23 protein-coding genes are annotated in these 25446 nt (G+C 37.8%); 3 read left to right on the top strand and 20 right to left on the bottom strand.

What is annotated here, in order from left to right:
- The 18 genes from EVJ47_07025 to EVJ47_06940 all read right to left on the bottom strand — a co-directional run.
- The coding region (locus EVJ47_07025) for a twin-arginine translocation signal domain-containing protein (GenBank protein RZD14420.1) at positions 1–1500 on the bottom strand (1500 nt) is incomplete at its 3' end.
- Between the two features lie 17 nt (positions 1501–1517).
- On the bottom strand, positions 1518–2687 hold the full coding sequence (locus EVJ47_07020; protein ID RZD14408.1) for a polysulfide reductase: 1170 nt from the start codon (positions 2685–2687) through the stop codon (positions 1518–1520).
- Between the two features lie 41 nt (positions 2688–2728).
- On the bottom strand, positions 2729–3541 hold the full coding sequence (locus EVJ47_07015) for a 4Fe-4S dicluster domain-containing protein (GenBank protein RZD14419.1): 813 nt from the start codon (positions 3539–3541) through the stop codon (positions 2729–2731).
- A 599-nt stretch (positions 3542–4140) separates the two neighbouring features.
- Positions 4141–4809: a response regulator transcription factor gene (locus EVJ47_07010; protein RZD14407.1), complete on the bottom strand. Its 669-nt coding sequence runs from the start codon at positions 4807–4809 to the stop codon at positions 4141–4143.
- A 14-nt stretch (positions 4810–4823) separates the two neighbouring features.
- Positions 4824–6251: a HAMP domain-containing protein gene (locus EVJ47_07005; protein RZD14406.1), complete on the bottom strand. Its 1428-nt coding sequence runs from the start codon at positions 6249–6251 to the stop codon at positions 4824–4826.
- Positions 6252–6290: 39 nt separating this feature from the next.
- Positions 6291–7241 carry a phosphate/phosphite/phosphonate ABC transporter substrate-binding protein gene (gene phnD, locus EVJ47_07000; GenBank protein ID RZD14405.1) on the bottom strand — a complete coding sequence of 317 codons (951 nt, stop codon included), beginning with the start codon at positions 7239–7241 and terminating at the stop codon, positions 6291–6293.
- 28 nt (positions 7242–7269) lie between these two features.
- Entirely contained in the window at positions 7270–7956 is a 687-nt protein-coding gene (locus EVJ47_06995; GenBank protein RZD14404.1) for a hypothetical protein, read from the bottom strand.
- A 41-nt stretch (positions 7957–7997) separates the two neighbouring features.
- Entirely contained in the window at positions 7998–9998 is a 2001-nt protein-coding gene (locus EVJ47_06990; protein RZD14403.1) for a dihydroorotate dehydrogenase, read from the bottom strand.
- A complete protein-coding gene (gene rimI, locus EVJ47_06985) occupies positions 9974–10630 on the bottom strand; it encodes a ribosomal-protein-alanine N-acetyltransferase (GenBank protein RZD14402.1) in 657 nt (218 codons plus the stop codon). Before rimI ends, EVJ47_06990 begins: the two co-directional genes overlap by 25 nt.
- Before the next feature lie 9 nt (positions 10631–10639).
- Complete coding sequence (locus EVJ47_06980; GenBank protein RZD14401.1) at positions 10640–11461, bottom strand: acyltransferase; 822 nt, start codon at positions 11459–11461, stop codon at positions 10640–10642.
- 30 nt (positions 11462–11491) lie between these two features.
- A complete protein-coding gene (gene typA, locus EVJ47_06975; GenBank protein ID RZD14400.1) occupies positions 11492–13333 on the bottom strand; it encodes a translational GTPase TypA in 1842 nt (613 codons plus the stop codon).
- A gap of 293 nt (positions 13334–13626) precedes the next feature.
- Positions 13627–13830 carry a cold-shock protein gene (locus EVJ47_06970; GenBank protein ID RZD14399.1) on the bottom strand — a complete coding sequence of 68 codons (204 nt, stop codon included), beginning with the start codon at positions 13828–13830 and terminating at the stop codon, positions 13627–13629.
- Between the two features lie 137 nt (positions 13831–13967).
- Positions 13968–14762 carry a 23S rRNA (guanosine(2251)-2'-O)-methyltransferase RlmB gene (rlmB, locus tag EVJ47_06965; protein RZD14398.1) on the bottom strand — a complete coding sequence of 265 codons (795 nt, stop codon included), beginning with the start codon at positions 14760–14762 and terminating at the stop codon, positions 13968–13970.
- Positions 14763–14813: 51 nt separating this feature from the next.
- Positions 14814–15662: an orotidine-5'-phosphate decarboxylase gene (pyrF, locus tag EVJ47_06960; protein RZD14397.1), complete on the bottom strand. Its 849-nt coding sequence runs from the start codon at positions 15660–15662 to the stop codon at positions 14814–14816.
- Between the two features lie 20 nt (positions 15663–15682).
- On the bottom strand, positions 15683–16945 hold the full coding sequence (locus EVJ47_06955; GenBank protein RZD14396.1) for a divergent polysaccharide deacetylase family protein: 1263 nt from the start codon (positions 16943–16945) through the stop codon (positions 15683–15685).
- Positions 16939–18261, bottom strand: coding sequence for a S41 family peptidase (locus EVJ47_06950; protein RZD14395.1), 1323 nt, complete (start codon positions 18259–18261; stop codon positions 16939–16941). Before EVJ47_06950 ends, EVJ47_06955 begins: the two co-directional genes overlap by 7 nt.
- A 10-nt stretch (positions 18262–18271) precedes the next feature.
- Positions 18272–18961, bottom strand: a complete 690-nt coding sequence (locus tag EVJ47_06945) for a hypothetical protein (GenBank protein ID RZD14394.1) — start codon at positions 18959–18961, stop codon at positions 18272–18274.
- An 84-nt stretch (positions 18962–19045) separates the two neighbouring features.
- Positions 19046–19231 (bottom strand): hypothetical protein, encoded by a 186-nt coding sequence (locus tag EVJ47_06940; protein ID RZD14418.1) that lies wholly within the window; start codon positions 19229–19231, stop codon positions 19046–19048.
- Between the two features lie 166 nt (positions 19232–19397).
- On the opposite strand from EVJ47_06940, the gene thiE reads away from it, so the two are divergent.
- The 3 genes from thiE to EVJ47_06925 are packed head-to-tail and all read left to right on the top strand — an operon-like array spanning position 19398 to position 21574.
- Entirely contained in the window at positions 19398–20063 is a 666-nt protein-coding gene (gene thiE / locus EVJ47_06935; GenBank protein ID RZD14393.1) for a thiamine phosphate synthase, read from the top strand.
- Positions 20050–20688: a cell division ATP-binding protein FtsE gene (gene ftsE / locus EVJ47_06930; GenBank protein RZD14392.1), complete on the top strand. Its 639-nt coding sequence runs from the start codon at positions 20050–20052 to the stop codon at positions 20686–20688. The genes thiE and ftsE overlap by 14 nt, the downstream gene beginning before the upstream one ends.
- Positions 20669–21574, top strand: coding sequence for an FtsX-like permease family protein (locus EVJ47_06925; GenBank protein RZD14391.1), 906 nt, complete (start codon positions 20669–20671; stop codon positions 21572–21574). Before ftsE ends, EVJ47_06925 begins: the two co-directional genes overlap by 20 nt.
- A 177-nt stretch (positions 21575–21751) precedes the next feature.
- On the opposite strand, the gene EVJ47_06920 is transcribed toward EVJ47_06925, so the two are convergent.
- Together EVJ47_06920 and EVJ47_06915 are read right to left on the bottom strand one after the other, a co-directional pair.
- Positions 21752–23332, bottom strand: a complete 1581-nt coding sequence (locus EVJ47_06920; protein RZD14390.1) for a cobyric acid synthase — start codon at positions 23330–23332, stop codon at positions 21752–21754.
- A 181-nt stretch (positions 23333–23513) separates the two neighbouring features.
- Positions 23514–25292 (bottom strand): HD domain-containing protein, encoded by a 1779-nt coding sequence (locus EVJ47_06915; protein RZD14389.1) that lies wholly within the window; start codon positions 25290–25292, stop codon positions 23514–23516.
- Positions 25293–25446 lie beyond the last annotated feature (154 nt).

The raw sequence follows: 25446 nt of genomic DNA, 5'->3' as shown, positions 1-25446 counted from the left end.
TTCCTGCATAGTTATACCCATGTTTTGAGCTTTGCTCCTGTCGATAGAAACATTCAAGAGGGGTTCGTCGTATTTAAGCTCGGATGCAAGCTCGGGTATTACCCTCGGGGCAAGTCCCGCTTCTTTGGCATATTCGTCTATGGTATGCTTGACGAGCTCCGCCCATAACATCTGCATGCCCGTCATGCAGTTAACCCCGTTTACGTTTACGGGCTTAAGCGATAAAAATCCGGCGGGCCACAGCTCGCCTTTTGCGGAAGCGGAAGCCAGGACGGGCTTTCTGCTAAATTTGTCTATGGCGTAAAAGGAGCTTCCGCTCTTTAAGAACCTGGCAAAATCCTTATCGGATTCATCCGCAACTATTAAGTAGGACGCATTGGAAAAGTTGGGCTCTCCGTTGCTATTGGCTGAGCCGTGGTTTAAGTTGCTAAGGAAATTTTCGTCGTATCGTTTGTTTTCTATTATCCACCTGAGCATCCCCATGGCTAAAGCCCCGTCTCCCCCGGGGGCTATCGGAATATACTTATCGGCATGGGCTACCTGATTGCCCGCCCTTACATCTATCACGACTATTTTTAATTTGCCCGACGAGGTGGCGGCAACGGACCTTCTCGCCAAGGTCTGCATAGGGAAATTGGCTTCCAGATAGTTTGCCCCGAATACTAATAAATACTCCGAATTGGGCAGATCAGGCTTCAGCATGTTGGTTCCGGGAAATGTCCTGAATGTCGAAACATGGTGGGAGAGTTCGCAGATAGAGACATGGGGCAGGGCGTTTACCGAACCCAGGGCATTGGCGAATCTGGTCATTAAGTTGGCTATGCCTCCCTCGCCCCTGCCCCAGTAAGAAACATACTGGTTGGTTTTAGGTCCGAAGTCGGGGTATCTGGGATTTGCGGGGACGAACCTGCCCTCGCCTCCGTTCCACAGGTGCTTAAACCCCTCGACAAACCGCTTTTCTTCACCGGGGATGTCCTTAAAGAGATAGCCTCCGTTCACCACCTCGCTTATAAGCTGTTCGTAGGAAATCGTTTTAAACTTCTTGGAGCCCCTTTCCCCCACTCTTTTTAGGGGCATATAGATTCTGTAGGGGTCGTAAGCATCCTGCCTTCCCGCCTGACCTCTGGGACACAGGGAATGAGCGCCGTCAACGAAAGGCTTAGCTGTGTCAAAATTTGTTCCGACATACGCTATTGCCTCGTTCACGGGCGTAGAATAAGGAATGCTCGGCTGTGTCGTCTGTATATCGTAAGGACTGCCGTCCAATTTAATGAGCGTTCCGTTAAACACCCTCGACATAGCCGCACAGTCGCTATGGCACTGCTTGCAGGTGGTAAATTTTACATCCACCTTGGGCCAGTTTTCGGTCCTGCCGGGAAAAACATATTCGCCCTCATAATGAAACATCCCGCCTGCCCACTGGGTCAAACCAGCTCCGGTAAAAACCGCCGCCGCGCCGAATGTCGTATATTTTAAAAAATCTCTTCTATTCATTGACATTACAAATCCTCCTTATTTTAATTATTACCGGTTAATTCGGGTTTATCTTCCCACCCCAATAAATAGCCGAAAACGAATATTAAAAAGATGCCTAATGCAAATAATCCGATTCCGGTTATATATCCGTCGTAACCTAACCACGGAATATCGAAAAGAACCGTCCCCTGCCCGATTTTTGTCTGGAGCTGCGCGCCTACGACGGTGTTAAACCTCATTGCCCAAACACCCGCTAAAACCAGCAAGCCTATTATTACCGTCCATACCTTTGAATTCCTTACTTTTTTTGAAATAAGCAGCAGTCCAGGTATAATAAGCCCAAGCGTTATTTGCATAAAATGGTAATTAAAAGCTAAAACGCCCCCTGCACCCGTGCTGAAAACAGCGTGCCATCCTTCGTATAAATCTTTAGGAGCGTAAGAACGAACCGAATAAAGCCATTCGGTTAAGTCGAAAAACAGGTCGAATCCTATCATTAACAACAAAATTTTATTAAGTTCATACACGGTTTCAGGTTTTACCTTATTTTTATCGGAATAAAACGAAAAGCCTATCACGTATAGTACGCCCATAAGCGCAATACCAGAAACGATAGCCGATGTTATAAATAAAACCGGTATAAGAGGATCCGACCACAACGGCCTTGCTTTTATGGCGCCGAATAAAAATCCGACATATCCGTGAAACAAAAACGCCAGTCCTATGCCCAGTGCGGCTATAACCATAAGGGCTTTATGGTCTTTTTTTACAGCTTTTTCCGATAAATCTTTATTTCCGAGCGTAAAGAAATTTGCCAATTTTCCTCTGAATCCGCTATCTTCTTCCGCCCTTTTTATATTAGAAACCCTGAACAGATAAAACATTTCAAAAAGCATAAGGATTATATAAAGCGTCCATATAATAATGAACATGCCCAAAGGCGAGTATGGAAAATGGTCCCTGAAATATAATTCCCATATAGCCCTCGAAGGCTGGAGCGCGTCTGCCAGAGGCGCCTGCGCCGCAAGTATAAGCATCGCAAAACTGACTATCGCCGCAAGTTTAGCTAACGGCCTGAATTTTTCCATTCCAAAAAGGTGCGATAGCGATGCAACGACAAACGACCCTGCGACAAGACCCGACAGAAACGGATAAATCACTATCGGCAAACCCCACACCGGATTTTCTAAAAAACCGTTTAATAAAGTCATAATATTTACTCCTTGCTTTAAAATTTTAAAATTGAACTTGGTTAATCTTTATAAGGGTCTTCCATTTCCTCCACGATGGGCAGCACGGCTGTCCCGCCTAATTTTTGATATGCGGTGGTATTAAAAGACATTGCGTAAGTATAAACCATTTTAACCTCTTCGGGGTTAGTCGGATCGACTAACATCCCGTTTAAATCTATATAGAAAACCTGAGGATCGTTTCCAGTGGAAATTTTAAGTTTCGAAGTCGGATATCCGGCTATCAGCCTCGAAACCTCGGTCTTGGGGTCGTTTAAATCCCCGAACTTTCTCGCTCTTCCGACGCATGAAGTTACGCACGCAGGCATAAGCCCCCTGTCTATTCTGTGAACGCAAAATGTGCATTTATCCGCCGTATGCTGAACCGGATTAAAAAAACGCATATCGTAAGGACAGGCTTGAAGACAGGTTCCGCACCCTATGCAAACATTATAGTCTATTAAAACTATACCGTCCTGCCTCTTGAAAGTTGCTTTTACCGGACACACCTCCACACACGAGGGGTGATCGCAGTGATTGCACATCCTAGGCAAATTGAATCTTTTAGTATCGGGAGTAAAATTTCCCTCGTCCGTAACAACTATCCCGTCTTTATCGGGAACCATATGTCCCGTCTCCATTACCTGAACCACGGTTCTAAAAACCGTAAGAGGGACATTGTTTTCGCTTTTACACGCTATAACGCAAGCCTGACATCCGACGCATTTTCTTAAATCCATAACCATTGCCCAGTGATGTTTCGGTTTTGAATCTTTAATGGTGTAAAAATTATCGTGCCAGATAGGAAGGTTATGAGGGTTTTCTATCGTCCTCATCCACTCGTTCCATCCGTCGTTTACATCCTGCGACGGATTCATCCACCCCATCCATCTCTTATTTTTCAAAGCGCCCGTCGGAACTCCCGTTCCTTTTTCCGGCGTATTTAATCCGCTTTTTTTCCCTTTTTCCTTTTTCAAAGGGGCGGCTAATGCCTCTTTGGATTTTGATAAACCGGCAAACCCGAAGGCGGCTGCGGCCAATCCTCCTAACCCGAGCATTTTAAGAAATTTTCTCCTTTTTGATTTTTCGCTCTTTCCCCTTTCGCTTACTTTTTCCTCCCCTTTCACCCTTTTGTTTTCCCTGTCATTTTCTTTTTTCATTCATTTGCCCCCTAATAATATTAAAATTATCCTGAATTTACTTTAAGTATAGTAATACTAATATTAAGTGTAATACTAATATAATGGAAGTCAATCCATCGCCGCATTAAAATCATCTCGACTATTATTACTTTTATCACGAGACAGACTTATTTTAAATAATACAAAATATGATTTTTGTAAGAAAAAATCGGAAATATAGTGAAGAAAAAATATTACGAAAGAAACTTAAATTGCGGATTTATTTGAATTTATGCCGGTTTATAAGGCTTTTATTACTTTTTCGGAAGTTTAAGCTTAAAGAAAATTAAATCGACAAGGTCGGATTTGTTTAAAAGATCCAATTTCTCCATCCCCCTTAAACGGTGGGTAGCTGCCGTTTTTTCATTAATGAATAGTTTTTCGCCAATCTCTTTGTTTGAAAAACCCTCTGCAACAAATATCAAAACATCCTGTTCTCTCGGGCTTAAACTATCCCATAATGATCTTTCCCTGTTTGACGAGCCGTTATCGTTATAACGATATTCGTTGTCCTCTTTATTAATTAAGCTTTTGACTAAAGACGGATGAATATATAATTCTCCTCCTGCCACCGTTCTTATAGAGTAAATCAAATCATGTTCTGCCGCTTTTTTGGGTATATAACCCAGAGCGCCATTTTCAAGCGCTTTATAAACATACTGCCTGTCTTCGTACATGGTTAAAATTAGTATTTTTGATTCTGGAGAAACACTTTTAAGCCGGGATATCATATCGAGCCCGTTGGCTTTAGGCAAAGAAATGTCAAGAACTATGACATCCGGCTTGTTTGTTTTAACGGCCTCTATAGCAGATATTGTATCGCTTGCCGTTCCTACTACCTGTAAATCCTCCTGTCCGCTTATTATCATTTTCAGGCCGGAAAGCATCAGATGATGATCATCCACCAAAACTATTGTTATCATTATATTATTTACCTTTAAGTTATTTGCGCCGCAGGCACCCAAAACTTAACCTCGGTTCCTTTGCCCGGGATAGATTCTATTTCCAAATCGCCGCCTAAAAGTTTTGCCCTTTCTATCATTCCGAATATTCCAAAACTATCTTTTTTAATAATATCATATTTAAAACCGATTCCGTAATCTTCGATAGCGCCCCTTATCTTTCCGTCACTCTCTTCAAGGCTTATTTTCGCATAATTAGTTTGCGAATGAAGTATGACATTCGATAATGCTTCTTGAATTATCCTGTAAACATTAATTTCGGTATTAGGATGAAATCTTTTATCCTTAAGACTGCCCGTGTAAAAATCTACCCTAAAATCCGCGCTTTTTTTATTAATATCGTCTATATAACTGGAGGCGGCACAGACTAAGCCCATCTCGTCCAATATTCCGGGCATTAAACTTTTCGCTATATCGCGGACAAGGTCAAGCGCCTTTGCCAAATCTTCGCTAATTTGAATAATGCTGCTTCTGGCCTCTTTAAAGTCATTTAAATCCTTAAGCAGCCCAAATCTTATTTTTATGTAAGCAAGCATCTGCGCAAACTGGTCATGCAGGTCTCTTGCTATCCTTTTCCTTTCTTCTTCTTGAGCCTTTATCACATTTGTAATGAAGTTTTTTCTTAAGTTATCATTTTCGATTTGTTCCAAATTTGCCTTTTTTAAACTATTTACCATTTCATTAAAGCCGTTTGTAAGTTTTCCTATTTCATCATCCCTTTTAACATCCAATTTTACATCATAACTGCCGTTTTTTACCATATTAACAGCCTCCGATAATTTAACTATCGGGGCCATAACCCACCAGGCGATTGCGCCCGAAAGTATGATGGCTAAAGCGGCCGCAAATATCATGGAAAAAAATATGGATCTTATCAGCGAATAAAGGGTCAGATTTGACCTTACGGATGAAATTCCGACACGCACCACACCAAGCCTTCCCTCTAAAATAGGTGCGGATGTATCATATATCATCCCTTTGGTAGTTTTAATTTTAACGGTGGATAAACTTTTCGGTTTAAAATCGTTAACTTTTAGCAAGCCTGCAGGAAATCCGCCGTTAAAAGTAGATGCGATAACCTCGCCTCTTTTATTTTGAATAAAAGCATAAACCGCATCGGGATCGCTTTTAAGCGAGTTTTTCAATAATCTCGTCAGGGCATATATATTATCCTCAAGAATATAATTCACGGACTGGGACGATAACTGTTCGGAGGTAGTCTTGCTCATTAGCCTTAATTGTATATTATTTTGTTGCGAAAAGTCTTTATTTACAAAGTATATAACAGGCAACCCAAGTATTAAAGCGGCAAATATAACAAGTCCTATAACTTTAATCCTTAAAGAAATATTATAAAATTTTTTAAGGATTAATATAATTGAAAAAAATAAAGAAAATCTCATAAAAAAATATTTAACGGTTTTTCATTTAAATTTATTAATTTACTTATATCTATTTAAATCCGGCACGGCAAAACCGTCTATGCCAAGTTTTTTTAAAATTAATTTTCCCTTCGGATTTTTTGACATATCTAAAAGAATTTTTTTTACTTCATCCCTTAATCTTTTATCCGCCCCATCGGACATAACTATGGGCGGGATAGGAAATAAAGGGGATTTCAAAATAATCTTAGTGTGAAGCCTCACGCTTTTATATTTATTGTATGTGTAAAAATAAACTATGGAATCGACCGAAGCGCCGTCGGCAATACCTGCCGCAACCGCTTTAATCGAATCGGTATGATTATAAGTAAACATTACCCGTTTAAAATATATTTCCGGATTTATGCCGTTATTCTTAAAAAAACGCATTGGATACTCATAGCCGGTGTTGGATAACGGCTCGGTAAACGCAAACACTCCGCCTTTTAAATCCTTGACGAATTTAATTTTTGAGGGTTTATGCGCTATTATATAAGCCCTATATGTTTTTTTTCCGTTTATAACCGGCACCGCTATTATTTTTACCCTGTTTTTTAATCCGCCGTACACATAAGCCCCGGTGCAAATAAAGGCTAAATCAATCTTATTATTTATCAGCAGATTATTTACGGCTAAATATGTGCGCTTTTGAATAATCTTCACCGGCATATGAAGGGCAAGGCGAAGATATTTTGCAAAAGGCTCGTAAGCATTTATATTTGCAACGGGCGACATCATGGAAGCTATGGCAAGCTTAAAAGTTTTTTGCGGATTAAGCGGGTTTCGCGGGTTTAGTTGTTTTCGCGGATAAGTTAAAGCGGGGCTTTTGACTATCGAGGGCAGCGGATATAACTTATCGAGATTTATTACATTTTTCGCCGTCTTGTCATAGTTTATCTTATAAATTGCTAATAATGAACCTCCTATTATTGCGCCTGCCAATAAAATAAACAATATTAATTTATTTTTCATGATGCTTTTTTTCTTTCTTTTTTCCCACTTATTCTAATTCTAACTCTTTTAACGGACAATTATCGCACAACGGGGTCCTTTTACAAAACATTTTGCCTGCCGTTACAATCAAGGCATGGTATTCGTTATATATTTTAATGTTTGCTTCGCTGGGAACAATATTCGCCGTAAATAATCTTTGCAGGTTTTCATATTTTTCTTTTGAAGCGCCTTTAATTATACCGTGTCTTTCAAGTATTCTTCTGGTATATGCATCTATAACAAATACCGGCTTTTTAAGTGCGTATAAAAGAATGCTGTCCGCCGTCTCCTCGCCTATGCCGAAAATCTTTAAAAGTTTTCCCCTCATTGTCGGCACATCTTCTTTTTTCATAAGTTCAAGGGAAAAATTATATTCTCTTTTGGCAAAATTTATAAACTCCTTAATTTTTCTTGCCTTTTGATTGTAATATCCCGAGGGCTTAATATACCCTTTTAACAAATTCAAATCGATTTCGTAAAGGGCTTCAAAAGATAAAAGCCCGTGGGCGTCCAGATTATTTATAGCCTTTTCGACATTTGTCCATGCGGTATTTTGCGTTAATATCGCCCCGATTATAACCTCAAAATCCGACCTGGCCGGCCACCAATTCATTGTTCCGAATTTATCAAGCAAGATATCGTAAATCGATAACAAAATACCGCTTTTATTTTTATTCCGGCACCCTGCTTCCATCGTTTATTTATTAATTTGTTTCGAATTTAATTTCATTATTTCTATTTATTTTTATTTGCAAGACCGATTATAGCATAAATATCGTTAAACCCGTTATCCGCTAAATATCCCTTAAGTCCTTCGACTATTTGCGGAATTATTTTAGGATTTATAAACGAATAGGTTCCTACCGCAACCGCCGTAGCGCCGGCCAAAAAAAATTCCGCCGCATCTTCCCACGAGCTTATTCCGCCCATTCCTATAACGGGAATCCTTACGCTGTTATAAACATCGTTTACAAGTTTTAAGGCGACGGGCTTAACGGCGGGACCCGAAAGACCCCCGAAGCCCCTGCTTAATTTAAAACTTTTGGTTTTTATATCTATTGAAGCGGAAGGGATTGTATTTATTAAGGATATAATATCCGCCCCCGCTTTCTCGCAAATCTCTGCAATCAAAGAGATGTCGCTTACCATAGGGGGTAATTTTACTATCAAAGGCAATTTGCCGCCCATAACTTCCTTTACGGATGAAACCAGCTCATAAACAATCTCAGGATCGGATCCGAAAGACCTTCCGCCCTCTTTTATATTGGGACATGAAATATTTGCCTCCAGAGCGCTAATTCCTTGAAGCCCCGATAACTTTTCCGCAAGCAGAACGTACTCCTCCACACTTTTTCCAAAAAAATTTACAATTACAGGTTTGCTAAAATGCCTTAAAAATGATAGTTTTTCATCCCTGAATCTTTCGAAGCCCACATTTTGAAGCCCGATAGAATTAATTAAACCGCAGGATGACTCGCAAATTCTCGGCATTTCGTTTCCTTTAGACGGATTTAACGAAATTCCTTTCGTAACAAGCGCTCCGAAATATGTATAATCTACAACATTTATAAACTCCTCGCCATACCCGAATGTCCCTGATGCCGGCATAACAGGGTAATCGAGTTTTAAATTTCCAAGTTTAACCGAAAGGTCTATACTTTGATTTTCATTTAAATTTTGCCCATGATTTTTTTCTCGGAAAGCTGTTTGTAAAACATCCTTGCTGCCGGTAAAGCCGTATAATTGGCCGGCATGAAAAACAGGGCCGTCCTGGCAAGCCCTTTTATAAGCAAAATTTGAACCATCGCCGCCGGCATCCTTGCACTTTACCGCGCATCCAAGACAAACGCCTATGCCGCATCCGAAACTTTCCTCCAAAGATAACTGTAATTTTTCTAAAAGTTTGGCTTCCCCAAACTTATCGGCTAATGCCGAAAGCATCGGTTTGGGACCGCATGCATAAAACGAAACATTAAAATCTTCCGCTTTATCTTCGCCTAAATATTCGCCGATATTTTGAAACAGTAATTCAACTGCGCTTCCCTTAAATCCAAACGATCCGTCGTCCGTTGCAAAGTAAACCTCGTCAAACCTCGAATGGATGCTATACCTGAAATAAAGCTCCTCCGCCTTCCTTGCGCCGTAATATAAAACTATCTTATCCTTCTTATTCTTGCCGTTCTTATTGTTGTTATATTCATTGTTTAAGCCGCCGTCCGCTTTTATTTCGTCAAACCGGTAATTATTAAGTATATGCCCCGGAATGGGATATAAAGGAGCAATGCCTATGCCGCCTGCAATTAAAACATGAATTTTATTTTTCTCCGAATCTGTATTAAAATCAAATCCGTTTCCCAGCGGACCAACTACATTTAAAAAATTCCCCTTCGGGATTTTGCTTAAAATACCGGTTCCTCTTCCGCAAACCCTGTATAATACCTCAAATTCATTCTCGTTAAATTTGTTAAAAATCGAAAACGGCCTGCTTAATAACGGATCAAAGCCGTTGTCGCCGTTGTTGATTTTAATCATAACAAACTGGCCTGGCCCATAATTTGACGCTATGAACCTGTTTTTAAGCCTCAAAATATAGGTTCCTTCGGTATCTTTTATCTTTTGGTTAACCGTTATTTCGCACTTTTCGCTTATAATGAGCGTATCACGAACGGCGTTGCTTTTTGAATTATTAATGTCCGAATTATCCAAATCTCTTAAACGGCCTCCTTTACCATACATAAAGCGTCCTCTTTGTTGTCGTCATAATAACCTTTTCTTAACATAAATATTTTAAAGCCGAATTTTTTATAAAGATTTATCGCTCTGGCATTCGACACCCTTACTTCCAGATAAAAATATTTTATACCCAAATCTATATATTTTTTAAGGATATAATTCAGCATAAATGTTCCGATTCCTTTCGATTGCTCATTTTTAGCAACCGTAATATCGAGGATATGCATTTCATCCAAAACGGTATAAAAAATAAAGAACGCGATAATTTTGGATTTTAGGCTAAGATTTATATTATCATCCGTATTTCCGGCGTGGATAAAAGCTTTGCTGACGGTTTTATCCGATTTTTTATATTCGTCGTTTGTGTAACAGACGATAAAGCCGGACCCTTGCCTTTTAAACTCGTCATCAAACATCTTTTTGTCCCATATTGTTTGAGAAGCCTGCATATGTATATTAAACATCTCTTTAATAGTGTAATCCAGTATAGGCTGTGAATCCGGCGTTGTTTCGGCAGTCCGGTTTAAACCGGCTTTATTTTGTTCTTCGTTTTTGTCAAGACCTTCGCTTAACGGCGGGGCAGGGTTAATAATATCTTTAAGATTTACGCAGTTTAATTGCATATCTTCCAACATTATAGAAAATTATATAATATCTTTATATGCTTCGTTGAAACGGTTCTTAATAAAAGGCCAATTCTTTCTGGCTCTTTCTACCTCTTTTGTTTCGATATTGTAAATAACGGCGCATTCATTAAGTCCGGCAAAATCATCAAGAATAGTTCCGTCGGGAGAAACGCAAAACGATTTTCCATAAAAATCGAGTGCTTTATCTCTGCCCACCCTGTTGACTCTTAATATATAAACCCCGTTAACAAAAGCGTTTGCAGAAATGGATAAAAACCATTTGTTGTTAGTGTTAAAAGCAGAGGCGGTAGGGGCAAAAATAATCTCTGCTCCTTTAATGGCTAAAATTCGCGAAACTTCGGGATAAAAATTATCCCAGCACATCTGAACGCCGATTGTTCCAAACTTGGTATTAAAAACAGGAATATCTTTCCCGTTGGAAAAATATGACTTTTCATAATAATATTCGACATTGGGGAGATGAATCTTGCTGTAAACCCCCAAAACCTCGCCATTTTCACTTATGACGGCTGTGCTGTTATAATAATTGTCACCCCTTTTTTCAAAAAATGGGGCAATAATAATCATACCAAAACTTTTTGCCTGTTTTTTTAATAACTCTAAAGTCGTTCCGCCGATATCCTCCGCTAATTTAAAATTTTCATCTATTTTATTTATTTCCATATCCTGCGGAAACCAATTGGTCGCAAAAAGCTCCGGAAAACAGACGATATTAGCTTTATTTTTTGAAGCCATAGATAAAAAATCTATTGCCTTTTTAAGCGATGTATTCTTATCTGCCGAGGAAGACATCTGCACCGCGCAAATTTTAACTCTCATTTTAAAAGCACCTTCTCTTCTTTTTACGCTTTATACCTTAAGGAGTCCCCTCGATCCTTTTTTACGGTCGCTTTCGGACAGTAGTTTTTTTCGTAAGCGGATAGATTTCGGGGTAAATTCGACAAGCTCATCATCTTCGATAAATTCAAGCGCATATTCTATAGTAAGTTTTATAGGCGGGGTTAATGTAATCATTTCATCGGAAGCCTTTGACCTCATGTTGGTAAGCTGCTTTCTTTTGCAAGGATTGACCGTTATATCCCCCGGCTTCGAATGAATTCCTATTACCATCCCTTCATAAACCTCATCCTGAGGGCTCGCAAAAAGACTGCCTCTATCCTGTAGATTAAATAAACCGTATGAATTAGCCTCGCCGTTTTCCATGGATATCATTACGCCGTTTTTTCTTGGGGAAATATCGAAGGCATATTCGTCAAATTTATAAAAGTTATGGTTCATTGTCCCCGTACCCTTGGTAAGCGTCAAGAATTCATTATGAAACCCCATTATGCTCCTTGAAGGTATAACGAACTCAAGATAGGTATTTCCTTTATCGTCTTTAGTCATATCTATAAGGTTGCCCTTCATAGACGAAAGTCTTTCTAAAATCGCTCCTGTGAATTCGTCTTTAACAGTTATATATAAAAGTTCGTAAGGCTCCATCTTTTTGCCGTCAATCTCCTTTATAACACCCCTTGGCTTGGACAGCGCAAATTCAAATCCTTCCCGCCTCATCTTTTCGATTAAAATGGATAAATGTAAAAGTCCTCTGCCGTAAACATCGAATACTGTTTCGTCGCCTGTGTCTGAAACCTTAAGCCCGACATTATTCAGCGCCTCTTTATAAAGCCTTTCCCTTAACTGCCTTGTTGTTACAAGTTTCCCCTCCCTTCCGGAAAAAGGGCTTTTATTAACTATAAAATTAACAAGAATAACGGGCTCGTCTATTTTTATTCTTTGCAGCGGGGATACAGGCTTATCTTTTACTATATAATCCCCAGCGCCGACGCCTGTAAGGCCTGTTACTAAGGCAATATCGCCTTCGTTTATTTCGCTTGTTTCTTGTTTTTTGAGACCGTCAAATAAAAATATCTTTGTCGGCCTCGCTTTAACCAGCTCGTCCTTAATATTATATAAATATACCTGATCCATAACCTTAAGTTTCCCTGATTTAACAATACCGATGGCGGTTGCGCCAAGAAAATCGTCATGGCCTATGCTTGTAACCAAAAATTCGAGATTAGGGTTGTTCAGAATAGGGGGGTGCGGTATAAAATCCACAATTGCCTCAAAAAGCGGATTAAGTCTGTCTTTGTACCTATCTTCAGGAAGGATGTCCAGGTCTTTTATTGCATAGCCTTCTTTTGCCGAGGAATATATAACCGGGAAATTCAAATTGATGTTTTCGCCGCCCAACTCAAGAAATAAATCGTAAACCATTTCGAGAACCTCTTTGGGTCTTGCCCCAGGTCTGTCTATTTTATTTATTACAAGAACAACTTTCAGATTATACTCTAAACATTTTTTTAAAATAAATCTGGTCTGCGGCATAGGTCCGTCAAAGGCGTCAACCAAAAGTAAAACACCGTCAACCATGGCAAGCACCCTTTCTACCTCGCTTCCAAAATCCCCGTGCCCCGGCGTATCGACAATATTAATTCTATAATCCTTAAATTTTATACCTGTGCATTTTGACAAAATGGTTATTCCGCGTTCTTTTTCGAGATCATCGCTATCCATTGCCCTTTCGGGCAAAGCCTCGAAGTCTCTTTTACTTACGCTTTCTTTAAGCATTTTGTCTATTAATGTGGTTTTGCCGTGGTCAACATGGGCAACAACCGCAATGTTTCTAATTTTTTCCTGGTAATTCAATTATTCTGCCTCCAAACAAATATTATCCATCGCTAAAATGAATAATGTATATATTAATCGTATTATTATAACACACTTATTTTTATTGTTATAAACAATAAAAAACCCCAATAAATTAAATTTATTTACTGGGGTAAATGATTTTAAACTGGCCGAACCTTAAAACGGTATATTTTTATTGCTTGCTATTACTTTATTCTTTATTTCTTAGCACCACTTTTCCATACAGGATAGTGAACGAATCAAATTATGAATGCAAGTAGAACATACACCGCTTAATTCATATGCAAAGATTAAGCCTTTGTTACATTGATAGCTTGTGGACCCTTTGCGCCATTGGTGATTTCAAACTCTACTTTTTGTCCCTCTGTTAAGGTTTTAAAGCCGTCCTGCGTAATCGCAGAATAATGAACGAAAACATCCTGTCCGTTTTCTTGTTCAATAAATCCAAAACCTTTGCTGTCGTTAAACCATTTCACTTTCCCTTGGTACCTCATACTCTACTTCTCCTTACTCCTTTAACGACTAATAAGAATAGTCGTTAAATGTTAAAATTAGACCTTCATCCAAACAAATAGATAAACAAGTCAATATAAAGAATATAACACTAAATAAATAATGTCAAGTTTATTTTTTAATCCGTTTTTTTATTATATGTCCTCTGCCTTAGCACTTCGTACGCCATAACGGCAAAACTAATCCCTGCATTTAAAGAGTTTACATTTCCGACCATAGGTATCTTTAAAATACTTTCGCATTTTGAAATTGTAAGCCTTCTTAAACCCTTACCCTCGGAACCGATAACAACAGCCAGAGGAATATTATAATCCATTGAATAAATGTCGCCTTCGGAATCTGCAGACAGCCCTATAACCCAAACGCCCCGCTTTTTTAAGTCGTCTATAACCCTGGCAATATTGGTAACCCTGACGATATCGACATAAAATAGCGCACCTTGCGAAACATTCGCAACGGAAGAAGTTATAAAAATAGAGTTTGACTTCGGCACTATAATCCCCGAGATGCCTGAACAATTAGCCGTTCTGATAATAGAACCTAAATTTTGCGGATCCGTTATTTCATCTAAAATCAAATAGAATGGCGGCCGCCTGTCTTTACTCTCGAATAACTCTTCGTACTGCTTTTCATTATATTCTACGGTTGCCGCTATACCTTTTATAAAGGCCTCTTTGCCAAACTCTTTTATAAAAATATTGTCATTTTTTATTTCGATTTTAACGCTTTTTGCTTTAATTAATTTTAAAAGATCCTTATCGATAAGGCCGTTTTTCCACTTTTTCTCGCTTGCATAAACAGTTTTTCGCAGTTTGCCTGAAAGAACCGCTTCTTTAATGGTATTCGTCCCGTATATAGTCAATTGCACAGGTTTACATCCCTCCCTCCCCGCCCTAACCATCTTTGCTTGCATAAAGACATTGTCTTTATAAGCGCAGGCAAAGATATCCCATAGAGGGGGAATTTATGTTCTTTCGGCAAATCTTTCGATATCGTTATAAATTGCCTTTAAAGCCGTTAACGGGTCATTGGAGGCTGTAATCTCCCTTCCTGCGACAATATAGTCCGCTTTAGAATTAAATGCCATGGAAGGGGTTATCACTCTTTTCTGGTCGTCTCTCCGTGTGCCGCCTTTAATATTTTCTCCTTCCGTGGCAATGGCGGCTCCGGCGTCCCGATGAACTTCCGCTGCATAACCGCTCCCTGCCAGCCTTATTCCCGGGACAATCGTCTTAAAGTTATCGCCTAAAACCTTTTTTATTTCAAGGGATTCGTATCCCGAACACACAACCCCGTCAAGACCGGAAATTTTGGCTAATCCTGCCAGATGTAAAACTAAACTTCCGACATTACCCGCATCACCTGATTTTGGATTTTCGGAATTAACGCCATGCCCCTGATAGTAAAAAATATCCCGTAAATCCTCCTGCGCTAAACTGGTAAGTACCGTCACACCGATAACATCGATATTTTTACCCGTTTTCTTTGCCGCCTCTATCCCCCCTTTTTTTGCCGATTTCATCATGTTCACGCCTCCGGAGGCGTGAACATTTATTATATCGACGCCTAACTCCCCTGCAGATTTAACGGCATTATAAACGGTATTCGGGATATCGTGAAATTTAAGATCTAAAAATATCTTACACCCGTAATCTCTTATCAGCTTAACACTTTGAATGCCGCAGGATGTAAAAAGAACAGGTCCTATTTTATAAAAACAGGCTTCCCCTTTAAGTCTTTCCAGTATGCCCCTTACCGCGTCCAGATTATTATAATCTAATGCGATTATGACCTTTTCTTTAAAATTTTTCATATAAAGACTATTTATTCATTTTATCTTAAAAATTCGCATAGCGGAACAAAAACATACCCTTCTTTCTTAAGCTCCGGAATCTCTTTCATCAAAGCCGCTACCGTATCCTGCCTCGGATGGCCTATAACTATAACCCTCTTGAATGTATTGGCTAAAGCCGCGGCAGCCTTAATTTGATTTTTTATATACCTAACCGACGGCTTATCGTCGATAAATACATCCCTCTGCGCGGAAGGAAGTCCCTTCTTTAACGCGCACCTGTATGCAAAACTATTGGAATCGGTCAGGCTGTCCATAAAAAATAAACCCCGTTTTTTGAAAACGGATATCGAATCGCAGATTTTTTCCTTATCGGATGTAAACAAAGAACCCTCATGATTATTTGCTCCATCGATAAACGGGAGCCTGCTTATATCGGTTAAAATTTTATTTCTTATCTCTTTTTTACTCATCGAAATAAACAGCGCCCCGTCTCCCGGGAAAAGCGCTGTATTAACCGGCTCCATAGGAGTATGCATTATGGTTTCGTATCCCGCTTTATGAAGCATTAAATCTATTTGTTTGGAAAAAGGAGCGTAAGGAAAAATTGCGAAAGTTATCGGGGTGCGCAACGAAATTAAACTGTTTATAAAAGACTTATCATAACCCACATCATCTATATCCAGAGCTATTTTAGGAGAGTCCACATACTGCTTGATAGAATTAAACCCGCTGTTACCCTGCCCTTTTACTATAAAAACCGCTTTAAGGAAAAGATGTGATTTATAATAAAAATAAAGACACACGCTGTTATGTTTTACGGCGTATAAATAATAGCTGAGAGGTCTTTTGGACGGTATTATATATTTTTTAAACTCGCTTTTAAAAATATTTTTAATTAGATTAAAATCAAGGCCTTTTGATATTAAAATATTATATTTAGAAAAGTCTATGCTTATATCTTTCAAATCATTTTGCCGGTTTACCGGCGCCTTAACGCTTAAAGCGATATGCTGGACTATAATGTTGCGGCGCGGGATATCCAGATCTTTTAATGTCTTTTTGAAGAAACCGGTTAAACTCTTTACGGGATGCTTTTTATAAAGGGCTGTCTTTAAAGCCGCCCTGCTTAACCTTTCAGGGCTGATATATTGTTTTGCAGGCCTGCCGTATTGCGCTAAAAAGAAAAATTTATAAATAAAAACGGAAAAAAGGATAATTATAAAAAAACCGGCCAATATAAAAAATAATTTATATTTTAACCCGCCATTTTTGCCTTTTTTATTTTTAGCCAAGTCTAATATACTCCGATACTTTTAATAGAATTCCAGCTTTTAAGAAGTTCATAAGCAAACCTGAACTGATCGTCTTTTTTATAATATACCTTAAATGCCTTATAGTTATATCTTTCTTTTATTTTCTTGCTTTCAGGATTTTTAAAGTGATGTCTTAAATCGACCTCCCTTAACTTAGGAAGGGGTTTTACAAATATAAAATCCTTTGAACTGTGAATGACAAAATTAGGTATCACGCCCGTATCTTGAACCGAGACGCCGTTCGGCAAAAAATAAAAGGCCGTCGTCAGACCGATGCCCGTGCCATCCGGAAGGGTGTAAACCGTCTGAACGGAACCCTTGCCAAATGTTTGCGTTCCAACCACGATAGCCCTTTTATGCGCCTGAAGACTTCCGGCGGTAATTTCGGCGGCGCTGGCGGTTCCGGAATTGACAAGGACAACCACCGGATATTTAAAAGGCGGCCTCTTTCCTAAAGCAAAATATTTTTCATCCTGAGATTTTATCCTTCCCTTCGTATAGACTATTACCCCGCTTTTTATAAAATCGCTGCAAACCTTAACCGCTTGATTTAAAAGACCTCCTGGATTATTTCTTAAATCGATAATTAACCCCTTAATCCCGTTCTCCTTTAGGGTTATAATTTTTAATGCTTTTAAAAGCTGGCTGTTTGTATGATCCTGAAAACTCGAAATCCTGACATAACCTATATGATGAGGCAGTATCATATATTTCACGCTTTTTAATATTATATTCTCCCTGACAAGTTTAAATACCTTGGGCTTTTTAAAACCTTTGCGTTCTATCCAAAGGTTGACGGCGGTTCCCGCCCTGCCGTGCAGAAGGCCTACCGCCCTCATAATATTCATATTATATGTCGAGATATTATTAATTTTTTCGATAATATCGCCGGCTTTAATGCCCGCTCTGGCGGCGGGCGAACCGTCGATAGGCGATATTACGACGATATAATGGTTTTTAGTGGAAATCTTAATGCCGATTCCGACGAACTCTCCCGATGTTTCCGATTTCATTTGCCTGAATTCGCTCGGGGTAAGAAAATAAGTATGCGGATCCAGCGTGGATACCATGCCTTCTATCGCTCCAAAGATAAGTTTCTTAGAGCTTTCTTTTTTTATATAATTATTTTTTATTAAAGTGTAAACCCTCGAAAAAAGCCTCAGGCTTTTAACGGTATTTGCGTTCAATGCCTCTTTATTGTCTTTTGCAAAGCAATAATTGCTATTTGCAAGGGCTAAAATCAGAACGACAAAAATAAAAAACAACACAGGCTTGACTGACCGCCCGCTCAAAAACTTACCCATAAGTTTTACCTCATTTCATTATAATAAATTCTACATCGCCTTTTTTAGAACCGCTATTTATTTTGTGCATTAATTTTATAACCTTATTCTTTAAAAGTCTATTCTTTTTATTTTTCTCTTCATTTATATATTTTATCTTTATTGTTTTTATATAGCTTTTAATTCCTTTTATTAAACTGCTTAATTTTTGACGCGATACCCCAAGGCTTTTTAATGCCTTTTTTAAACTGGTTTTTTCTTTATTAAGATAATCTTTTATTTTTAAGAATCTATTCCTGCGGGCTATTAACGCGGCCAATTGAAGCTTTTCCTTATTCAAAACCGTTTTTAACTGATAAAAAGTTATGAAAGAATTAGTGCTGTCCTTTATGGTAGTTAATCTTATAGCATCTTTATCTCTTTGAATAATAAATATCTTGCTTATCAATTTCCTTAAAATTAAATTATCTTTATTAATCTTTCCTTTCAGCCGTTTTATTTTAAGCAAGGCAATATCGATTTTATTCTTTAAGTCACTTATATCTTTTCTTTTTTTAATAATTTTTAACGACAAAAAATTAAATTTCTTTTTATATAAAGCAAGTTTTTTTATTATAGCAGGATATTTTTGATAAATAATTTTATCTGAACGGCTTATGGCGTAAGCGGGGTGCGGAAGGGTAAAAAAAATGACTAAAAATAAAAAAATAGTTTCTTTCATCGAAGCAATAAATTAAAAACCCGCCTTTCCATTTTATATAGTAAACAAACAGGAAGGCGGGATAAAAATTTTAAGTTCTAAACCTTAACTCTTTGTTTTCGGTGCTGCAGGAGCCGCCGGAGCTTTTTTAGCCGGTGCCGCTTTTCCAGCCGGTGCCGCTTTCTTAGCCGGAGCTGCTGGGGCTGCAGGAGCCGCAGGTGCCGCAGGTGCTTTAGGGGCTGGTTTTTTTGCGCAACCGGAAAATGCTAAGGTTGACACAACTAAAAACATTCCTAAAACTAATACTGTAAGCTTTTTCAAAATTTATCACCTCCTTTAACAATTTTTATTCTATTTTTAGCTATACCTTTTGTCAAGAAAAATTTATAATCATATTTAAATTTAAATATTTTTTTTAAAATGAAATTAATATTAATAAAAAATTTTATAATATAATATGAATAGATTTAATTTTCAAATAATAACTAAGGACTTCGATATAACCGAGTATAAAACATATTTGGGTGAATTGTCAAGAATAGCCGTAAAAAGCCATGCCGATGTATTGCAGCTGAGAAATAAACAATTGACTGCCAGAGATATTTACTATGCGGCTCTGTACATAAAAAACCTTTTAAATAAATTTAGCTCTGACAGAAAACCGCTGTTAATCGTGAACGATAGGCCGGATATTGCGGCCTGCGCAGGGGCGGACGGCGTCCACATCGGACAGGATGATTTTCCTTTAGCAATGATAAAAAAAAATTATCCAAACTTAATTGTCGGCGTGAGCGCGGACAATCTAAAACAGGCGCTGGATGCTCAAAATAACGGGGCGGATTACATCGGAGCGGGGCCGGTTTACGGCACTTCTTCCAAAATAGATGCCGGAAACATTATGAGTCCCGAAATTCTAAAAACAATTTGCCGCAATGTAAAAATACCGGTTATTGCTATCGGCGGCATAAACACTTATAATATTGAAGAGTTGGCCGCGTACGGCGTAAAAGGCGCCGCGGTCATAAGCGCCGTTTCGGATTCTATAAATCCGTTAGAAACGGCCGTTGCCTTCAGGCGGAACATCGATAAAATGACGGGGGTAAAAAATATTGATCGAATTTAATCATGTATATAAATCTTACGACAAGAATTATATATTAAGAGATTTGAATTTTAATGTTAATAAGGGCGAATTTATTTTTATAACCGGACCGTCCGGCGCGGGCAAAACTACAACTTTAAAAATGCTGATAGCCCTTGAAAAACCCACCCACGGGGCTATAAAATTTATGGATACGGAGCTTCAAAATATAAAGCCGAAAGACATACCGTTCTTAAGAAGAAAAATCGGTTTTGTGTTTCAGGATTTTAAACTCCTTCCGAACAGAACCGTTTTTCAGAATGTAGCTCTGGGGCTTGAGGTTTCGGGCATTTTTGGGGATGTAATCGTTAAAAATGTTACGGAAATATTAAAGGCCGTCGAATTATTTATAAAAAAAGATGAATATCCGTTAAGTTTATCGGGCGGGGAGCAGCAAAGGGTCGCCATAGCGAGAGCTCTGGTTCAAAATCCTCAAGTATTGCTTGCCGACGAACCTACGGGTAATTTAGATGAGGATACATCCAAAATTATCATAGATATAATAAAATCATTTAACAATAAAGGGACTACCGTAATATTAGCCACGCACGATAAAAATCTTATAAGAATGGGAAGGGCTCGCACAATTGATATCACAAAGAGTTAGCTACCTGATAAATTATTTTAAGATAGCGTTTTTAAACATTAAATCCAATATCGCGGGAAACCTGTTTGCCTTTGCGATAATGTCTTTTTCATACTTCATAATGCTGTTTTTTCTTCTTTGTTATGCAAATATTTATAATTATATGAGGCTTTTTCAAAAAAACAACATAATGATAGTATTTCTAAAAAATGGGACAAAAAAAGACAGCGTTGTAAAGTATATTAAAACTATTAAGGGGATAAAAAACATTCATTATTACAGCCATAAATCCTCGCTAAAATTTCTGGAACGCGAAGTAAGCCATATACACTCCGTTTTAAAGGATATAAATCCCGATTTTTTACCTTCCTTTATAAAAATAAGATTTAAAAAAGATACTATCAGCAAAATATTTCTATCAAATATTTATTTGCGGATAAAAACATTTAAAGGCGTCAGTATTGTTTATTATAATAAATTACTGGAAGATAAAATTATTCAATTTATGTTTTTTACAAAGGTTATAGGGCTAATTATATTTTTATTCTTATTTATATTATCGATATTTATATCTTACAGCGCCATTAAACTCGTCATATTAAGGAAACAAAGCGAAATAGAGATATTGAAGCTGATAGGCGCTACTAATAATTATATTAGAATTCCGATGTTTATAGAAGGAGAAATTGGAACGATCCTGTCTTTTTGCTTGTCTATCCTGCTGCTTTTCGTGATATTTAAAATATTCCTATATTATCATTTTAGCGATTTCTTAGCCTATTTTCATATAGGCATAGTATTCTTAAGCGGCCTGCAGATCTTTTTAATTTTTACAATAGCTTTAGTATCGGGGTTTTTTGGGACATATCTTTCTTCTAAAAAATTCTTTTACGAATCAAAAATATAAATTACCTTAACTCACCGTTAGAGACTATTGAAACTATTTCAACATATAATAAATACTGGATTCCCGCCTACGCGGGAATGACACTATTAAGGTGAAAAGTTAAATCCCCGCATTGTCATTCCCGCGAAAGCGGGAATCCAGAAAAATAGATTTCTAACGGTGATTTAAGGAAATTAATTAAATTCCGGCAAAATCTTTTATTAAATCTATGTTAATGTATTTGCTTATGTTTTCGGATAATAAATTATAATTGCGATTTTTGACCGCGTCGTAAGAACAGGAGTCCGTTTCTATATTACAATTGTAAGCCTCGCCTTTATTTTCTTTGACAATATCCACTACAAAATTTGTAAATATCCCATTTCCAAATAATCCGTGAATATATGTGCCTATTTTTTTCTTATCTTTCGATAAAATACCGTTTTCTGCGGAAGATGGATTATCTAAAGTTTCGACAGGCTCAAACAAGCCTGTGTAAATATTTTCACCCGAATATCCTTCGACAAAAAAGGTTCTCCCGTTATGTATTTCATATCCGCCCAAAACCTCCCCATGCGGACCGTTTTTTAAATTAAGCAGGTATCTTTGGTTTAAGACCTTTTTTTCGTTTTTCATTACGGTCTCTATGTCGAAAAAACCAAACCCGTCCATTGCATCTATTTCAGACTCGATATGAAACGGGTCTTTAATCCGTTTCCCCATTATTTGAAAACCACCGCATATCCCCATGATAACGCCGCCATATTTTTCGAAATCTTTGATATAGTCGAAAATTCCGGTTTTCTTCATGCTTAAGATATCGCTAATAGTGGATTTTGTGCCTGGAATAATTATCATATCTAATTCATTCAGCCTATCCGGCGCCTCTTTAAAAAATCGCGCATCTATCCTGTCGTCAAAAAAAAGCGGGTCAAATTCATTAAAATTAGATATATGGTCCAAATGAACAATTCCTATCCTTAATTTACAAGATTTAGTCAAATTATTTGAACTCCCATTCCCTGAATGGTTTATTAAATTAAGGCTGTCTTCGGCTTCCAGGCGAAGATTTTTAATGTATGGGAGAACCCCCAGACAAGGAATTTTAAGCATTGATTCAATGGATTTTATCCCCGGGTCCAGAATCTTTAAATTGCCTCTAAATTTATTTATAATGAAACCTTTAATTAATTTTCTCCATTTTAACGGAAGCAGTTTAACCGTTCCAAAAATAGAGGCAAAAACGCCGCCTCTTTCAATGTCGGCAACCAAAATTACGGGAATGCCGTAAAGTTCGGCAAAACCCATATTTGCAATGTCAAATTTAAACAGATTTATTTCTGCAGGACTTCCTGCGCCTTCAAGTATTATCAGGTCGTTATTCCGGGCTAAAAACTCAAAATTTTCTTTAGCCTTTTTAAGGAAATAATTTTTTTTCTTGTTATAATTATTAAAATCCATATTCCCATGGAACTTTCCCTCCACAATTAAGTGCATATTATAGTCGGATGAGGGTTTTATTAAAATAGGATTTATCTGTCTTATAGGATTTTTAAAAGCCGCTTCAGACTGAACAGCTTGAGAAACCGCAATCTCAAAGCCGTCGTCCGTAACAAAACTGTTTAAAGACATATTTTGAGATTTAAACGGGGATGAATTATAGCCTCCCATCGAAAAATACCTTAAAAAACCGGTTGTCAAAGCGCTTTTTCCTGCGGAACTTGTTGTTCCCTGTATCATAAAACATTTGGCTTTGCCGGAAAAATTAATATTTTTCATTCAGTCTCACGAAGTCCCTGAGGAACTTTCTTTTAGCGGGTTTACCCAAAATTGCCGATAGAAATTATTAAAATACTGTAAGGCCTTGATAACTCTGGATTCCCGCCTTCGCGGGAATGACTTAATAAGAATTTACTAATTCACCCTTGGGGTGTCATTCCTGCGAAAGCAGGAATCCAGTTTATAAATTTCTATCGGCAATTTTGAGGTTTAAATCTTGATTGACGACTTTCAGAAAAGCATTTACCACTTTTGGATCAAATTGAGTTCCTGAATTTTTTTTCAGCTCATCTAACGCAGTCTGAAGAGGAAGAGCTTTTCGATAAGGCCTATCGGTAGTCATAGCGTCAAATGTGTCGATAACGGCAATTATTCTTGAAATAATCGGTATATCTTCGCCTTTTAGTTTATCGGGATAGCCGTTGCCGTCATATCTTTCTTGATGGTGCAATATCTCGTTTGCGATAGGGGTTAAAAATTTTATCTTTTTTAGCATATTATAGCCTATCTCCGGATGTTTTTTCATTTCTGCGTATTCCTCATCGGTTAGCTTTCCCTGTTTATTTAATATTGAGTCTTTTATTCCTATCTTGCCGACATCGTGAAGCGCTGCCGCATATCTTATATTTTTAATCTCGTTTTCGCCTAAATTAAGCTCTCTGGCAACCTCTATTCCGTAATTAATCAATCTGTCGCCATGCGTTCTTGTGTATGCGTCTCTCGCCTCAATGGCTTCGGATATCGAGTTTATAGCGCCAAAATGGGTTTCTTCGATATAATCCACCATCTGCGCATTCGAAATCGCAACCGAGATTATGTCTGCAAGGCTGGATATAAAATCCACGGTTTCAACGGAATAATTAATCTCTTTATAGTCAAAAAGAAATATTATCCCCAGGAAATCTTTATCCGTTCTGACAGGTATCGCAAGAAATGTCTGTTTATGAATATTTTTAAATATACAGTCGCACAGGTTATCTTTGCCCTGCTTATAATGAACTATGGCGGGGTAGCCCGTGTTTAAACTTTTTGAGCAGGAATATTCTTTTAATTTAAAAGAGGTCGAAATGCTTTGATGTTCTTCTATTCCGTAACTTTTGAATAATTTAAGGGCTATATCAAGTAAATAAGGACACTCAACGCATTTCTGCAATATTTTGCTTTCAGGCGGACATTTTACAAATGGACATTCGAAATTGGCAAGGGTATAACAATTTATGGAGCCGCCGTAAATTGAACATCCCTTCATATTGCAGTTAAAAAATTCATAACAGGGCAAGATTTGCGCTTCATCCTTAAAATAGACCAGAGACATACTTGTGTTGGTGAAGTTCATCAGGCTTTTAACGGAATGGTCGAGAACGCTGGCAAGGTCTAAAGATGAGGAAACAAGCCTCGAAACCTCAAGCAGATTTTCCACCTTCCTGCTTTCCTCTTTTTGCCTTAAGTATAAGAAATTCGCATTTTCGTATAAGGTGAGACTGTATATAAAAACCCCGCCCATTAAGGCTATAAATTTGGCTATTTCAATCTCTTCTTCGGTAAATTCGTACGGGGTTTCTGTATATACATTTAGAGCGCCTAAAACCAATGAGCCTGCATATATAGGTACGCTTAAAACAGAAGCCATTCCCGAAAACTGCTTTTCCAATTCATAATATATATCCGATAAGTCGAACTTGAGGTCTTTGCTTATTAAGGGTTCTCCGTTTTCCACGACGGAACCTATAATTCCTTCTCCAAGCATTATTTCAAAATCCTTTTGTATAAATTTGCCATCCCGATAAAATTTAATGCATTTTATGGTTTCGGTCTCCTCGCTGAGCATAAATATGGTAACAAGATTGCACTTTATAAAGGTGTCAGCTGTAATGGCTATTTTTTCATAAATCTCCTCAATCGAACTTTTAGAAATAAGGTCTTTTGAAATAAAATAGGCAATATCCGGATATTCTACCATCGTTAAATAAATTGAATTTTTCTAATGTTCCATTTAAATTATATTAAATCTATAATTTTATGTTTGCTTATTTTATAATAATTAGTACAGTACAAGTTTATATCATACATTTAACCGTTTTTCAATTAATATTTAGTCCCTAAATACCTAATTT

The organism is Candidatus Acidulodesulfobacterium ferriphilum (assembly GCA_004195035.1).
Taxonomy (GTDB): Bacteria; SZUA-79; SZUA-79; order Acidulodesulfobacterales; family Acidulodesulfobacteraceae; genus Acidulodesulfobacterium; species Acidulodesulfobacterium ferriphilum.
This window is presented reverse-complemented; position numbering and strand designations above follow the sequence as displayed.